The organism is Reichenbachiella sp. (genome assembly GCF_039969095.1).
Lineage (GTDB): Bacteria > Bacteroidota > Bacteroidia > Cytophagales > Cyclobacteriaceae > Reichenbachiella.
In genome coordinates, this window is record NZ_JBDVOL010000013.1 from 473,602 (window position 1) to 488,568 (window position 14,967).

Annotated in this window: 12 protein-coding genes; 5 read left to right on the plus strand and 7 right to left on the minus strand. The window is 39.3% G+C overall.

Annotation, left to right across the window (positions count from 1 at the left end; translation table 11 throughout):
* Nucleotide 1 precedes the first annotated feature (1 nt).
* The 3 genes from nrfD to ABJH98_RS14605 form a co-directional block, all read right to left on the minus strand.
* On the minus strand, nucleotides 2-1,363 hold the full coding sequence (gene nrfD / locus ABJH98_RS14595; protein ID WP_348308432.1) for an NrfD/PsrC family molybdoenzyme membrane anchor subunit: 1,362 nt from the start codon (nucleotides 1,361-1,363) through the stop codon (nucleotides 2-4).
* A gap of 19 nt (nucleotides 1,364-1,382) precedes the next feature.
* A complete protein-coding gene (locus ABJH98_RS14600; RefSeq protein ID WP_348308433.1) occupies nucleotides 1,383-4,448 on the minus strand; it encodes a TAT-variant-translocated molybdopterin oxidoreductase in 3,066 nt (1,021 codons plus the stop codon).
* A gap of 73 nt (nucleotides 4,449-4,521) precedes the next feature.
* On the minus strand, nucleotides 4,522-5,784 hold the full coding sequence (locus ABJH98_RS14605) for a cytochrome c3 family protein (RefSeq protein ID WP_348308434.1): 1,263 nt from the start codon (nucleotides 5,782-5,784) through the stop codon (nucleotides 4,522-4,524).
* A gap of 319 nt (nucleotides 5,785-6,103) precedes the next feature.
* On the opposite strand from ABJH98_RS14605, the gene ABJH98_RS14610 reads away from it, so the two are divergent.
* Both ABJH98_RS14610 and ABJH98_RS14615 read left to right on the plus strand, forming a co-directional pair.
* Nucleotides 6,104-6,439 (plus strand): PadR family transcriptional regulator, encoded by a 336-nt coding sequence (locus ABJH98_RS14610; protein WP_348308435.1) that lies wholly within the window; start codon nucleotides 6,104-6,106, stop codon nucleotides 6,437-6,439.
* 1 nt (nucleotide 6,440) lies between these two features.
* Nucleotides 6,441-7,196 carry a M23 family metallopeptidase gene (locus ABJH98_RS14615; RefSeq protein ID WP_348308436.1) on the plus strand — a complete coding sequence of 252 codons (756 nt, stop codon included), beginning with the start codon at nucleotides 6,441-6,443 and terminating at the stop codon, nucleotides 7,194-7,196.
* A gap of 27 nt (nucleotides 7,197-7,223) precedes the next feature.
* Here ABJH98_RS14615 and ABJH98_RS14620 read toward each other — a convergent pair whose 3' ends face one another.
* Nucleotides 7,224-7,895 carry a hypothetical protein gene (locus ABJH98_RS14620; protein ID WP_348308437.1) on the minus strand — a complete coding sequence of 224 codons (672 nt, stop codon included), beginning with the start codon at nucleotides 7,893-7,895 and terminating at the stop codon, nucleotides 7,224-7,226.
* 111 nt (nucleotides 7,896-8,006) lie between these two features.
* Between ABJH98_RS14620 and lysA the strand changes: the two genes are divergently transcribed.
* From lysA to ABJH98_RS14635, 3 genes are all read left to right on the plus strand, one after another.
* On the plus strand, nucleotides 8,007-9,182 hold the full coding sequence (gene lysA, locus ABJH98_RS14625; RefSeq protein WP_348308438.1) for a diaminopimelate decarboxylase: 1,176 nt from the start codon (nucleotides 8,007-8,009) through the stop codon (nucleotides 9,180-9,182).
* Nucleotides 9,183-9,397: 215 nt separating this feature from the next.
* Complete coding sequence (locus tag ABJH98_RS14630) at nucleotides 9,398-10,903, plus strand: HAMP domain-containing sensor histidine kinase (protein WP_348308439.1); 1,506 nt, start codon at nucleotides 9,398-9,400, stop codon at nucleotides 10,901-10,903.
* 107 nt (nucleotides 10,904-11,010) lie between these two features.
* Entirely contained in the window at nucleotides 11,011-11,946 is a 936-nt protein-coding gene (locus ABJH98_RS14635; protein ID WP_348308440.1) for an ABC transporter ATP-binding protein, read from the plus strand.
* On the opposite strand, the gene ABJH98_RS14640 is transcribed toward ABJH98_RS14635, so the two are convergent.
* The 3 genes from ABJH98_RS14640 to ABJH98_RS14650 are packed head-to-tail and all read right to left on the minus strand — an operon-like array spanning nucleotide 11,939 to nucleotide 14,923.
* On the minus strand, nucleotides 11,939-12,571 hold the full coding sequence (locus tag ABJH98_RS14640) for a response regulator transcription factor (RefSeq protein ID WP_348308441.1): 633 nt from the start codon (nucleotides 12,569-12,571) through the stop codon (nucleotides 11,939-11,941). The genes ABJH98_RS14635 and ABJH98_RS14640 overlap by 8 nt on opposite strands.
* Nucleotides 12,568-14,415: an ATP-binding protein gene (locus tag ABJH98_RS14645; RefSeq protein WP_348308442.1), complete on the minus strand. Its 1,848-nt coding sequence runs from the start codon at nucleotides 14,413-14,415 to the stop codon at nucleotides 12,568-12,570. The genes ABJH98_RS14640 and ABJH98_RS14645 overlap by 4 nt, the downstream gene beginning before the upstream one ends.
* Before the next feature lie 31 nt (nucleotides 14,416-14,446).
* Nucleotides 14,447-14,923 (minus strand): hypothetical protein, encoded by a 477-nt coding sequence (locus tag ABJH98_RS14650; RefSeq protein WP_348308443.1) that lies wholly within the window; start codon nucleotides 14,921-14,923, stop codon nucleotides 14,447-14,449.
* Nucleotides 14,924-14,967: the final 44 nt, after the last annotated feature.

Genomic DNA, 14,967 nt, shown 5'->3' on the forward strand with positions numbered 1-14,967 from the left:
TTTATTTCTTTTTTTCTCCGGTTGCTTTAATAATACTTTTCACCTCGGCCATGTTGATCACTGGAAAGAATTTCGCGAAAGCGAAGAAACAAGTGAAGAACAATCCGAAGGTAAAGATGTACACCCCTATATCCACCCAAGTCGGATAGAACATCGCCCAACTTGAAGGCAAGAAGTCTCTATGTAGGGAAGTTACAATAATTACAAATCGCTCGAACCACATTCCGATGTTCACGATAATCGAGATCACGAATGTAGCAGCGATACTTGTTCTAATTTTCTTGAACCAGAATAACTGGGGAGAGATCACATTACAAGTCATCATGGAAGCATACGCCCACCAATAAGGCCCCAATGCTCTGTTGAAGAAAGCATATTGCTCACCTTCTACACCTGAATACCAAGCGATGAAAAGCTCTGTGATATAAGCCACACCTACGATAGAACCAGTCACCATGATAATAATGTTCATCAATGAGATGTGCTCGATCGTGATATAGTCTTGAAGTTTGTAAACGTGTCTGGTAACGATCATTAAGGTCAATACCATCGCGAATCCTGAGAAAATCGCTCCTGCCACAAAGTAAGGAGGGAAAATCGTGGTATGCCATCCTGGGATTACCGAGGTAGCAAAATCAAAGGATACAATGGTGTGTACGGATAGTACCAGTGGTGTAGCCAATCCGGCCAATACCAAGGCTACTGTTTCATAACGAGACCAGGTTTTGGCTGCGCCGTCCCATCCAAGAGAAAGTGCGCCGTATATTTTTTTGCTGATGCCAGTTGCTCTATCTCTAATGGTAGCGAAGTCAGGAACTAATCCGATATACCAGAAAACAAGAGAAACTGAGAAGTAAGTCGAAATTGCAAATACATCCCAAAGCAGCGGTGAGTTAAAGTTTACCCAAAGTGAACCGTAAGTATTCGGTAGTGGCAAGGCCCAGATCGCTCCGATCCATGGACGCCCCATGTGAAGGAGTGGAAACTGCAGCGCACAGATTACGGCAAAAATAGTCATCGCCTCTGCCGCACGGTTGATCGACATTCTCCATCGCTGCCTAAACAGCAACAAGATAGCGGAAATCAATGTACCCGCATGACCGATACCTACCCACCATACGAAGTTGGTGATATCCCAAGCCCAACCTACGGTTTTGTTTAGACCCCAGCTACCGATGCCTTCCCAAACTAGAGTGAAGACACAAAAGGTACCATAGCCCAAGAGTGCCAAGGATACGGCCATAGCGGCGTACCAAGACTTGGCAGGTGCCTGCTCTACTCTTATACAAATGTCCTCAGTGACGTCGTGTACCGTTTTGCCCCCTGTGACGAGAGGTTTACGAACTACTGCTTCTGCGTGCATATTGATTTAAATTTATAAATTAAGCGTTAGCTTCTTTTTCTTCCTTATTTCTAATCTTAGTGAAGTACCATACATTAGGCTTCACTGCAAGCTCTTCCAACACGTGGTAAGCTCTTTCTTCTTTCACTTCTGGTCCGTTTTCTCCGTTTTCCAATTTCAACATTTGTGAAATTCTTGATTTAGGATCTTTCAAGTCACCGAATACGATGGCTTCTGATGGACAAGCCGAAGCACAAGCCGAAGTAATTTCACCATCTACCGGTCTTCTTCCTTCTTTCTTCGCTTCTAATTTGCCATACTGGATTCTCTGAACACAGAATGAACATTTTTCCATTACTCCTCTTGATCGAACAGTGACGTCTGGGTTCAATACCATTTTACCCAAATCATTGTTCATAGAAGTGTTTTCAGGGAACTGATCGTTGTCGTGATACTTGAACCAGTTGAATCTTCTTACTTTATATGGACAGTTGTTCGCACAATATCTTGTACCGATACATCTGTTGTAAGCCATTTGGTTCAACCCTTCCGTAGAGTGGTTGGTAGCAGCTACAGGACAAACTGTCTCACAAGGAGCGTTGTTACACTGCTGACACATCATTGGCTGGAAAGTAACTTCTGGGTTTTCCGCTGAAGGAATCTCCATGTCTTTCAAATCACCTTCTTCCGCGTCACTGCTATAATATCTATCAATTCTCAACCAAGTCATTTCTCTTCGGTTGAGTACTTCTTCTTTACCTACTACAGGTACGTTGTTTTCTGCCTGGCAAGAAACGGTACATGCTCCACATCCAGTACAAGAGTTCAAGTCGATTGTCATACCCCAGTGGTGGTTTGGATACTCATGTCCAGACCAAAGTGATACGTTACCTGGTTTAGTTTTCCCGCTGTACGTAGTGATCATTGGAAAATCTCTACCTGCGCTTGGGTCTTTTTGATATTTTGAAAGTATAGACTCTTGAATCACATTCTCTCTGCCCATGTAAGTATGGTGCGTTTGTGTCTGAGCCACTCTGTATTCTTCTCCGCTTAGTGAAACAGAAACGCCTGTGGTTACCGCTTTGCTCTGTGCGCCAGTTTTGTAGTCCATCAATGGGTAAGCATTTACTCCCACACCGTTAGCTACTTTACCGCCGCTAGTTCTACCGTATCCTACTGCTAACCCAACCGTTCCGTTGGCCTGACCTGGCTGAACCATGGCAGGAACTTTAATAGGCTCATTATTTCCAACTTTTAGTGAAACTAGCTGAGTAGTCATGTCTCCCAATTTCAACCCTAGCTCTTCAGCCATTTTAGGTGAAATCGTCAAGTAGTTGTCCCAAACTGCTTTGGTGATCGGATCTGGCATTTCTTGCAACCATGGATTGTTGGCCTGAGATCCGTTTCCGATGGCCGATTTTTCATACATCACTAGCTCAACACCAGAGGCTGTCGACTTGATGCCCGAACCAGCTGCTGCTACATCTGCTGAGAAAGTAACTTCCTCAGCTTCTACAGTATTTTCTACAATACCAGCTTGTACTGTTTTGTCCCAATACGTTTGCTTGTCGCCGTCCGCTTTTGCTGTCCATCTTGCTTTTACAAAATCAAAGTAAGACTCACTGCTACCAGACCATACTAGGAAAGATTGTCCCGCTTGACGCGTGTTGAACAAATTAGAAATAGTAGGCTGTGATAAACTGAATTTGCCAGTTACTGGCTCAAAATCATTCCAAGACTCCAAAAAGTGATTGTCTGGAGCGATGGCGCTAGTCAAACTAGCGGTCTCATCTTTTCTATCTGAAGTAGAAAGAGAGAATTTAGCTTTTTTCAAACCTGTAGCGATCTGAGCACCTAGCGCGTGATCATAAACAGGATTGCTATTAAAAAACAAAACTCCATCAATGTTACCTGCATTCAGGTCTTTGATGAAGTTTACCATTGCTTTGTCGTCTCCTTTTCTAGTGTTGACTGCAGAAGCTAGATCAATCGTAGTGCCATAGCAACCTAATAAGTTGTTGATCGCATTGACAAGCACTTGAACGTTCTCATCATTTGATCCTGAAACTACTAATGACTTCGCCTTGCTTGACCAAAGGTCGTTTGCTGCTTTTGTCAATACAGCTGTATCACCCACTTTAGGAGCAGATACTGCAGGAGCGCCAACTTTAGCGGCTAGCATATTATATAAGTTAGCAATGTAAGCCCCTTGCTCAGATGGCTTGATTGCATTTCTGTAATCTGCATTAGAACCAGTCAATGAAAGATTAGACTCGAAAGAGTACAATCTCGACATGGTTTTCTTTTTGTCATTCAATCTTCTGGTTTGTGCGAACTGCTTGCTGTGCAGCGCACCGTTCAACCAGTTGCCTAAGAAGTCAGCGTCGAAAGAAACTATGGTATCTGCTTTACTGAAGTCGTAAGAAGGAATAGCTCTCTTTCCGAAAGATTTTTCATTCGCTGCCAATGCACCACTAAAAGACACTTGATCATATTCGATCAATTCAAGACCTGCATACTTCGCTTTCAGCGCCTCGATAGTAGCCAAAGTAGAAGGACTAAAAACTGATGCGCTAACTAGAGCAATTCTATTCGCTCCCGCCAATTGCTTAGCTACTTCAGCATCTAGTTCATCCCATGAAACAGATTTACCACCCAATTCTGGTCCTTGCAATCTTTCTTTGTCGTAAAGGGAAAGCACAGAAGCCTGTGCTTGAGAAGAAGTACCTCCACCACTAACGGTAGAGAGTTTATTGCCATCGATTTTGATCGGACGACCTTCTCTAGTCTTTACTACTACAGAACAGTATTCGTTACCATTCACATAAGACGAAGCATAATAATTTGGAACACCTGGATCTACATCCACTGGTTTGTTCAAATAAGGAATAGCTTTTCTGACAGGGGTTTCACAAGCGGCCAATGAGGCTGCTGCTACACCAAATCCCATCAATTTCAAGAAGTCCCTTCTGCTGGCTCCAGTTCCTTCACTCTCACCGCTAATCGGCAAGTACTCTGGAAACTCTTTGTCAGCATGCTTTTCGAATTCAGGGTTTTTGGTCAATTCCTCTAACCCTTTCCAATATTGCTTTTTGGTCTCTTTCATGTGTTAATTGACTTTCTTAGTCGTTTGAAGTGTTTTCCACTTCAATAAAAGTGTCTTAATATTCTTTATATAATTAATAGTGACATTTAGAACATTCAAGTCCTCCAATGTCTTCTACTTTCATTGGCTCTTTGCTATGCGCATTGTGCATCTCCACCAACTTATTATAATAATCGTTTCCTTTCGTATTCACATCAGTCTCTCTGTGACAGTTGATACACCAGCCCATGGTCAATGGTGCATACTGTGATACTTTGTCCATTTCTTCGATCGGGCCGTGACAAGTCTGACATTCAACACCACCCACTTGCACGTGCTGAGAGTGATTGAAGTAAGCCAAATCTGGCAAGTTGTGAATTCTCACCCACTCGATCGGCTCATTGTTTTCGATCGCCGCGTAGATCTTCTGAATCTCAGGAGATTCTGTCTTGATCGATGAGTGACAGTTCATACAGATGTTTGGAGAAGGAATGTTAGCATTCTTACTCTTTCTAACACCTGTGTGGCAGTAGTTACAGTCGATCTTATAGTCTCCTGCGTGAATTTTGTGTGAGAATGCGATTGGTTGATCTGGCTGATAGCCTTGCTGCACACCTATAGTGAATATACCGTCAAGGGCAGCTTTCATAATCAATGCAGTAAATACAAATGCAGCTAATCCTAAGAATGCGTTGCTTTTCACTAACGCACCAACATCGAAAGTTTGCTCAGCGATTTCTCTATCTTCTTCAGTCAAATCATCTTTCTGAGACAAATACTTTTTCAACATGGTAATGATCATGCCTAATACGCCTAGTATCAGAACTAGAACAACTAATAGAACGATCATGACAACATTCACGAATTGTGAAGGCTCCTGAGCAGCAACTTCACCACCACCTGTAGCAGCAGTTTCTTCTGCAGCAACGACAATTTCTTTTGCTGACTCGACTTTAAGATATCCTACTATAGAAGCGATTTCCGCATCTTCGAAATCGAAGGCGGTCATCTCCGTTTTATTATATTCGTTGTAAAGGTTTACCGCGTATTCGTCGCCACTCTGAATAACTTTCTGAGAGTTCTTAACAAATGCTTTAATCCAATCAAGGTTTCTTCTTTTATGTATGTCTCTCAACGCAGGTCCAATCACCTTATCATTCACTGCATGACAAACCGTACAATTGGCCTTAAATAATTTTTCTCCAGCTGAAATGCTTGCCTCGTCTGTAGGGATGCCGTCATCCTGCGCTACAGCGGTATTTTGCGTGAACAAAACTGAAAAAATCAAGGAGAGGAATAGAACGGTTTTAGTGCTTAAAAATCCCGCTCTGGAGTGTAAACTATATTTTTTTGACATCAGTTTTAGCTTTCCTTTTTTAAAGTGGTGCAAATGTAACATCGGGCTCTTGTATTTCAAAAACATAATAATGCCTTCTACGTAGCTATATCCTCACCCCCCTGTTAAGGGTATGTTATGTCGCTGTTTATCAGTAGTTTACAATTAATATTTTAGCTAAAAAACATGCTATTTAGAATTGATATAAATAAATCGACATGTTCGAATCTACTAAATCATATCAACAGTATAAATAGGTATAAGTACTGATTCCTTGATTGCCACTTATATTTTATTAACAAATAATTATATACATAATATTCTTATGTATATTTGCCTTATGTATTCAAAAGAATTGCTTAAAGGAACACTTAAAACCATTATTCTGAAATTGCTTTCAGCTAATGGTCAAATGTACGGGTATGAAATCACTCAAAAAGTAAAGATTTTGACCAATGAAAAAATCCAATTAACGGAAGGAGCATTATATCCGACCTTACATAGGTTAGAAGCTGATGGACTAGTAACTACTCATGTAGAAAACATCAATGGCAGAAAAAGAAAGTACTATCAAGTGACAGAATCTGGAGGACAAGAAGCAACCATTCGGTCTAATGAATTTACAGAATTTGTACAAACGATGCTACATCTACTGAATCCACAATTAAGTAAGTAAAATGAAATCACTCTCTAAAACACAATACTTATACATTTCGAACGATTTGAAGTCCAGAGGACTTTCTAAAGGATTCCGAACTGAATTACTAGATCATATTTGCTGTATGGTGGAAAATCAACTCACAGATGGCAAGCCATTTTCGATTGCTTACAAAGAAGTGCTTTCCGACTTCGGCAATGAAGGGTTCGAAGAATTGAAGCAAACATCCCCAGTAATAAAAAAACAAAGACGTAAAACCATCAGTCAGATATTGGCGTCAGGAATTGCTGCTTCCCTATTCATGATTGTCTTTGGTGGTGTGGACGCACAGGAACCTCCTACTATTTCGCCATTGGATCATTATAAGCGCATCACTTCTAATTTCGGAAAACGCTATAATCCACTAAAGAAGGAACATGACTTTCATAAGGGTATTGATTTTTCTGCAAAAACTGGAACACCTGTCCAATCTACAGCTTCAGGAACTGTAATTTCTGTGCAAGAGAAATTAACTGGCTATGGTTATAAAGTTGAAATAGAACATACAGAAGGATATATCACAAGATATGCCCATCTGTCAAAAATTATAGTGAAAGAAGGAGAATTGGTAACACTTGGGCAAACAATTGGCCTATCTGGTAATACAGGTGCATCGACAGCACCTCATCTGCATTATGAGGTAATTAAAGAAGGAGAACATGTAGATCCTCTAGGTTATCTCACTGCTCAAGAAGATTACATGGAGGATAAGGTCTTGGATAATCAATTTGACTGATATACCAATTATCTCGACAAAAACAGACTAAATCCCTCCTTCATCCATTTTAATTTTCATTAAAACCGAAAAGGCATCATTGATATTTTTCTGTTCTACTACAATTGAAAATTCGTTGGAAGTGGAGACGACCTCTATCACTGTAATGCCGTACCAGGCGATCATTTTGAAAATATAATAATAGAGCCCATAAGCTCTCACATTTGAAGCTTTCAGCATGACAGTAGCCGAACTCAACTGACTATTGCCTGTCACATAAGTCTCCTTTTCAAATATTCTTTTTACACGATCCACAATATTTTCACTCACAATCAGTGTGCGCTCATACATCCCTTGGGTAAAAGAGCAATAAGTATCTGGTAAGCTCTGCACCTCAAGCAACAAGCGAGTCTGATTCTCTGTTAAAGTAGGAGAATTGGCATAGGTGAAGGTAGACAAGCCTGAGCGAACAAAGATATCGCCAATGTGCTCTCTGAAATTTTTTGGATTGAGATTGAGCGCATTAGCGCCCATTGTAGAACGCCGCTTGAGTGCCATCAGAATAGATGCCTCCGTAGCATCCTTCATCAAAACCTTAGAAACGTATGGTTGAAGTAATCGCGCCAGCGAAGAATAATTGATCAAATTGGCTGTCATCGCCTCCTCGATAAATGGCATTTTTCTAATTCCTTCTTCTACAATATCCGATATTTTCTTCATCACGTTAAATATTTAACAAAGCGCAAATATTATGAATAATTATAACATTTATTTCACACAGGCTCGTATTAAAAATACTTTTGAACTCATAATTTAAAATTGAAACCAAAAATGTCGGTTAGAACACCTTTTTATTACTACGATTTGACGCTGTTGGAAAACACACTGGTTAACATGCAGTCTGCAATCAACAATCCCAATTTTAAAGTACACTATGCGATCAAGGCTAATGCTGAAGATCGAATCCTAAAAACCATAAAGAAACATGGCTTGGGAGCTGATTGTGTAAGTGGTAATGAAATCAAAAAAGCCCTTGAAATTGGTTTCGAACCAAATGATATTGTTTTAGCTGGAATTGGAAAATCTGATGAAGAGTTAGAATTGGCTATTTCTCAAGGAATTCATAGTATCAATTGTGAGTCCATCGAAGAACTCGAAGTGATCAATGAAATAGCTGAAAGATATGGAGCAGTTGCAAGCATAGCATTTAGAATAAACCCTAATGTAGACGCTCAGACACATCATAAAATTACAACGGGATTAAACGAAAATAAATTCGGAATTCCCATTACAGAGTTGGACGCGGCGGTAGATGAAATATTGAAACACAAAAACCTCGCGTTGAAGGGAATACATTTTCATATTGGCTCTCAGATTTTGAATCTAAACCCCTTTGCCAACCTATGTCAACAGGCCAATCATGTGACTGCAAGCCTGAAGGCGCGAGGTATAATTTTAGAACACATCAATGTAGGCGGAGGACTCGGTATCAACTATTCCAATCCAGCATCTCAAATGATTCCAAATTTCATCGAGTACTTTAAGGTTTTTGAGAAATTCTTGAATTTGGAAGATGGACAAACCGTTCATTTCGAACTAGGAAGATCTATTGTCGGTCAATGTGGTTCTTTGATTTCAAAAGTATTATATGTTAAAAAAGGTGTGAATTCGAATTTTGCCATCATAGATGCTGGCATGACAGATCTACTCCGACCTGCACTATACAACGCTTTCCATAAAGTTGAAAATTTATCTAAAACAGGTGAACCCGAGCCTTATCATGTAGTGGGTCCGATTTGTGAAAGTTCAGATACATTCGGAAAAACAGAATTGCCTAAAACTTATAGAGGAGATTATTTGATCATCAAATCAGCTGGTGCGTATGGACAGGTTTTAAGCTCAAATTATAACTTGAGAGAACGTGCAGCAGCTATTTACTCAGATGAAATTTCCTTAGAAAACCATATAGCTAGTAGCAAAAAAGCTCCAGAACTTCTGACCATATAGCTGCATCATTTAAAATAATAATTAGTTAATAATAGAGATTAAGGCAAGTATTTACTTGTCTTTTTCTTGTTAAGTGCCTCCACAAATTGCTCATTTCAACTTATAGTGTCATTAAAATAATGTACATTTAAAATCCACGCCTTTTACCCAGATATGGTCCGACTTGATCGGTCATAGATATTTTTAGGATTTATTAATGAAAAGTTGATTGGCAAGTGAAAAAAAACCTCTCAAAGCATATATCGGGAGCTAGTTTGTTTCTTATTGTTTTATTAATTGCGATTGGCATTTTTAGCACTTTACGCATTTACAATAGCCATAATTCCATAGATGAAGTGGCTCGTATAGATGTTCCGCTTATTGAAGCCATGACTAATTTGGAAACCCACCAGCTCGAGCAGTCCATTAATTTCGAAAGAGCAGTACGTTTTGCAGAAGAAATAGGCAAGTATGATGGGGCAAGCGAAAATTTTGCGCTGGCAGATAGTGTTTTTAAATCTTTAGCCAAGCTGGTCGATGAAGAACTAATAGAGGCAGAGGAACAGGTAAAAGTTGGCATATCTGAGGCTACTTCTGACAATCAACGAATTATTATGAAAGATCTCCTCAATTCTCTTAAAAGAATGGAAAAGGAGCATCTCAGCTATGAACGAGACGCCATAGCAGTCATTGATTTATTAAAAGCTGGACAATTGGCTGAAGCCATAGACAGAGTCGAAGACGTAGAAGCAGAAGAGGAAAAATTCAACAAGCAAGTAGAAGCTATGTTGCTTCAAATAGAAAAATATACGGAGACAGTTGTAAACAGTATAGAAATAGATGAAAGAACCACACTCAGGCTTGTCGTTTTATTTACTTGCTTTTTTGTAATGATTGCCATCATTATTTCTTTTATCTCCAGTAATAAAAGTACCATTCCTATTCATCAATTGACCGAAGGAGTCAAAAGAGTAAGCAAGGGTGAAACTTCAGTTCAAGTAAACACGCCTCCTTCTGGGCTCACTGCCGAACTTACCACTACTTTCAATGAAATGGTTGTGAAACTACATGATGCGCAAGAAGAAATAGAACGTCACATACATTTTTCTTATAGCACCGCCCATGATCTTAAGGCCTCCATCACCAACCTTCTCGGTTTGCTAGATCAGCTAGATAAAAAAAGCGACGACTACGACCAACTCCTGGATCATGCCAAATCATCAGCAAAACAAATTCAAACGGTAGTGAACGCACTAAATGAAGTTCATCAACTGAGAGAAACATTAGATACCAAAGCAGAACTTGTTTATTTCGATCAACTGTTAACTGAAATAGAGAAAAGCATCTCTGTACAGATGAAAACTTCTAAAATCATTATTACTAAATGGTTTGCTAAATGTCCAACAGTAAAATACCCTGAAGCCCAATTAAGGAGTATCTTTTTGAACCTTATTACCAATGCCATCAAATATAGTAGTCCAAATCGCTTGCTTGAAATAGAAATTGAATCCTATAGAGAAAATGATCACACCATTTTAGAAGTAAGAGACAATGGTATTGGGTTTAATTCTAGTGTGAGTGGCACAGAAATTCTCGAGCCATTTAAACAATTAGACCCCACTAAAGAAGGAAGTGGGCTCGGACTCTATTTGATCAAAACCATTATTGATCATCACCATGGGCACATTGAGGTGAAAAGTAAACCTGAAAAAGGAACCATTTTTACCATTTATCTTAATTAAGGAGTTATATGTTGTCTAATTCAGAAAATGGCAATCAATTTTAATGATTCCGTTGGTAAAACGTCTTCTTTACATTCTTTTTGCTACTTATCATCTAATTCACTTCTTTGATCAAACTCTCCAAAATTTCTAAAACCTACGATAATGGAGTCGAAGCTTTGTCCAACATTTCATTTGAAATAAAATCTGGACGAGTAGCCTACATTCTTGGTGAAAGTGGCTCTGGCAAGAGTACCTTATTGAAAATAATCGCTGGATTAGAAGATGCCAATGGTGGACATATAAAAGTAGATGGAGAAGAAATCACAGGGCCTTCTCATCATTTAGTTCCAGGATACGACCACCTAGCGTATGTCCCTCAGGATTTCAAACTTCAGCAATTTTGGACAGTGGGTGATAATATTGGTAAGAAAATATCTCATTATTCATTCGAAGAGAAAAATGCTCGAATCGAAGAGTTGCTTGAATTGTGTAAGCTTGAAGACTACAAAGATCGCTATCCTCGAGAGCTTTCTGGAGGACAACAACAACGCATTGCCATGGCTGCTGCGGTAGCAGACGAACCCAACGTTGTGCTACTGGACGAGCCATTTAGCAACCTTGATTTACCAATGAAAGCTGAGGTAAGAAAAGAGATTATTGGCATGCTGCGTACCCTAGGAATTACTGTACTATTGGTAAGCCATGATCCAGCTGAAGCTCTAGCTGTTGCCGATCAGATTCTAATTTTGAATCAGGGGAAAATCGAACAGCAAGGACAACCCATTACTGTATATCAAAACCCCAAATCTCTATATGCGGCCAAATTTTTAGGGCCAATTAATGAATTGAAAATCGGTAAGAAAAAACTACTCATTCGGCCAGAAAAGATAACCATCAGCACAATAGGTAAATATGAGGCCAAGGTAGAAGATTGTATTTTTATGGGCATGCACTTTCATACCTTGCTAAATATTTCTGACCAATCTGAACTAGCCTTATGCTATTCAATTAACCCTCATAAAAAGGGAGATACAGTCTGTTTTGATGTAGATCTTAAATAATTTGCTTTTCCATGGCCAGCCTAATCAGCTCAGCTGAAGTTTTTACTTTGAGCTTGTGCATGATATTTCTTCTGTGAGTCTTCACTGTATGTTCACTGATGAATAATTGATTCGCAATAGCTTTACTATTAGATCCATCTGCCAGACATTTTATGATTTCTTTTTCCCTTTCAGATAATTCATCAATACTTGATTTGGAACTGCTTTTTCCACGGAAATAATCAAATACTTGCTCATTAATTTTTGGGTGAAAATAATTCTTCCGCTGGCTGGTGGTTCGAATGGCTTCTATCAATTCATCTTTTCCAGCATCCTTGAGTATATAACCCTGAGCACCTTTTTCTAGCGCACCTTTGATCTGCTTCATGGATTGATGCATGGTAAGCATGAGTGTAGGAACATCAAAGCCTTTGCCTTTCAACAATTCCATGGTTGCGATCCCATCTATGATGGGCATGTCAATATCCATTAATATGACATCAACTTCAGTGGTGTCAAGAATACCAGCCACTTGGTGTCCATTCTTGGAATGACTGACCACTTCTATCCCGTCTTCAGGTTTGAACATGGACTTTACCCCTTCAGCAAAAAGGTCATGGTCTTCAACTATCAGTACTTTTATCATAATTCAGTTAGGTCAGGTTGTGTGGCAAAGGGTAAATCGATATTTACCGTAGTGCCACTTTGTCGATTTGTATCAAATGTAATATCTCCCTCAAAGCGCTCCACCATTTCTCTCAAGCTGCCCAATCCCATGCCGTCCGATTCTTTTTCTACCAGATTCTCATCAAAGCCTTTGCCATTGTCCTGCACTATAATGTTCACCAAGCTTTCTTCCTCAAAGTAGGTCAGTGACACAGACAGTTTGGTTGCTTCTGCATGTTTGAGCACATTACTCACAAGCTCCTGGACTATTCGGTAGATGATAATTTCATTTTCAGAATTCAATTGATGATCCCCCATAGCTGCAGCGAACTCTACCTTCAATCCACCAGACTGCTGCAAGTGACCAGTCAGTTCTTTCAGCGCTGGAACCAATCCAAAATTTTCAGAAATACCCATATTGAGTGAATGCGACATATCTCGAATATCCGTGCAGGCTTGGTCCACCAGCGTGGTCATGGTTTTGTGTCTCTCGGATTTCACATCATCCATTCCGTTCAGATTCACTTTCAAAGTAGCCAATAGGCTACCGAAGTGATTATGTAAATCCTGAGCTAGTTTTCGTCTTTCTTTGTCCTGACCCTTTACCATAGCTTGAAGCGCTTTAGTTTCTTGTGAACCAAGTAGATCCTTTATGCGATCATTTTGCTGTTTTCTATCTGCGCTAGCTTTCAGCTGAGTAGTCAAAAATCTTTGTCGGAAATAAAGTAATAACACAATAGCCAAGATTAATAGCGCCACTGCTATCGCGATATAAGTCCACTGCAAGGCTTCACGCTCCTCCAGCAGGTCAATTTCTTTCTCTCTTAGGTTGACTTCAAACTCTGTACGCATATCAGCCATTTTTTTGGTTTGCTCAGTATTTTCAATGCTGTCTTTGTAGGCCAGATATTGCGTTTGATAACTCAATGCCTTTTGGTATTCATTTTGTCTTTTATATAAATCAGACAGAAGAAGTGACGCATCTCTGATTTGCTCCTTCAGGCCCAAAGCCTCCCCCATCTGGATAGCTTTTTCGGTATGCCAGATGGTCTCTTTTATTTTGTCTTGCTCGAGATAGATGCTGCCGAGCTGATTGTGATAATCAGACATACCATACTGATCACCAAGGGGCTTAAGCAATTCTATAGCCTCTAATAGGTCCTTTTCTGCCGTTTCATAATCCCCTTGTTTCCAAAAGACCAAGGCTCGATTGCCAATGGTGTAAGCCTTTCCTATAGCAAGTCCTATTTCTTCAAAAATGGGTTCAGCTTCGTTGTATAATAACAAAGCTGAGTCCAAATAATTTAATGTATAATAGCTATAGCCTGTGTTAAGCAAGTTTATAGCAAGTGGTTGTTTTCCTCCATGTAATCTTCCAGCTTTAATCGCTTTCTTCTCATAGACTAATGCATTTCTAATATCATCATTTGATGTATATGTATTTGCAATCTCTAAAAATACCTTTTCCTTATAAGCATGATTTTGTATATCAATCGCCAATTGAGCTCCAGCAAAAAGGCTCTCAAATGATTCTTTTAATTTACCTTTCAACCTATAAGCCACTCCTTTGGACAGATACGCAGTTATTATATAATCTCGTTCATTAGTTTTTCCAGCTAATTCTAACAACATATCAGCATATAAGAGTTTGTCTTCCGGTGCTGAAGAAGCTCTAACCAATTCACTGAGGGTTAATAATCTAATAGAATCATTAATTACTTTATCTTCAGAAAGTAGTAGCTTCAAACTGTCAGCCCTAGACTGATCCTGCCCATAACTCCTAAAAGCAAAAAGCATCAAAAAAATTAATAAAATTTTCTTCACTCTATTATTTCTGTTTTTTTAGTAATCAACTTCAACCGCCGCCTCCTGGTTGATCTGCTTGAAGTTTTGGATCAGTCATACAGTGATAAACCAAATTATCTCCTGTAGCTTCATTGAAGTATATAAAATAACAGTGTAGCTTAAAATCTTCGGTTTCTCCAACCTGAAGGTTTGGATTTACATCTACCGTCAAAATATTTGCTGGCACTAATTCTCCTCCTTTGTTAGCTGTACTTCCTGCAATTGCCCCTTGATCTTCGTTTATAAATCGAGTCAACCAAAACCTGCCATCACAATGCCCTTCAGAATCACTTAGCGTGAAAGTAATTTGTTTCTTGTCTGTAGATACTTCTATATATCCTTGGCTATTGGTTGGTAAAAATTGAAAAAATGTTTCTGATCCATTGACTAAATCAATAATAGACCCATCTGGATTGGGGTACTTTTTTACAATGTTTTCGACGTTTAAATACACTGCGACGTGCAATGTGGTTTCAGTTTGGCTCATGATTATTTAATTTATCTCTAAAAGTTACATAATAATTATATCTC

What these genes read in the sequence shown, in the direction of transcription:
- ABJH98_RS14650 (WP_348308443.1), bottom strand. Translation starts at nt 14,923, where the DNA reads ATGAGCCAAACTGAAACCACATTGCACGTCGCAGTGTATTTAAACGTC.
- ABJH98_RS14605 (WP_348308434.1), bottom strand. Translation starts at nt 5,784, where the DNA reads ATGTCAAAAAAATATAGTTTACACTCCAGAGCGGGATTTTTAAGCACT.
- ABJH98_RS14610 (WP_348308435.1), top strand. Translation starts at nt 6,104, where the DNA reads ATGTATTCAAAAGAATTGCTTAAAGGAACACTTAAAACCATTATTCTG.
- ABJH98_RS14600 (WP_348308433.1), bottom strand. Translation starts at nt 4,448, where the DNA reads ATGAAAGAGACCAAAAAGCAATATTGGAAAGGGTTAGAGGAATTGACC.
- ABJH98_RS14620 (WP_348308437.1), bottom strand. Translation starts at nt 7,895, where the DNA reads ATGAAGAAAATATCGGATATTGTAGAAGAAGGAATTAGAAAAATGCCA.
- lysA (WP_348308438.1), top strand. Translation starts at nt 8,007, where the DNA reads ATGTCGGTTAGAACACCTTTTTATTACTACGATTTGACGCTGTTGGAA.
- ABJH98_RS14615 (WP_348308436.1), top strand. Translation starts at nt 6,441, where the DNA reads ATGAAATCACTCTCTAAAACACAATACTTATACATTTCGAACGATTTG.
- nrfD (WP_348308432.1), bottom strand. Translation starts at nt 1,363, where the DNA reads ATGCACGCAGAAGCAGTAGTTCGTAAACCTCTCGTCACAGGGGGCAAA.
- ABJH98_RS14640 (WP_348308441.1), bottom strand. Translation starts at nt 12,571, where the DNA reads ATGATAAAAGTACTGATAGTTGAAGACCATGACCTTTTTGCTGAAGGG.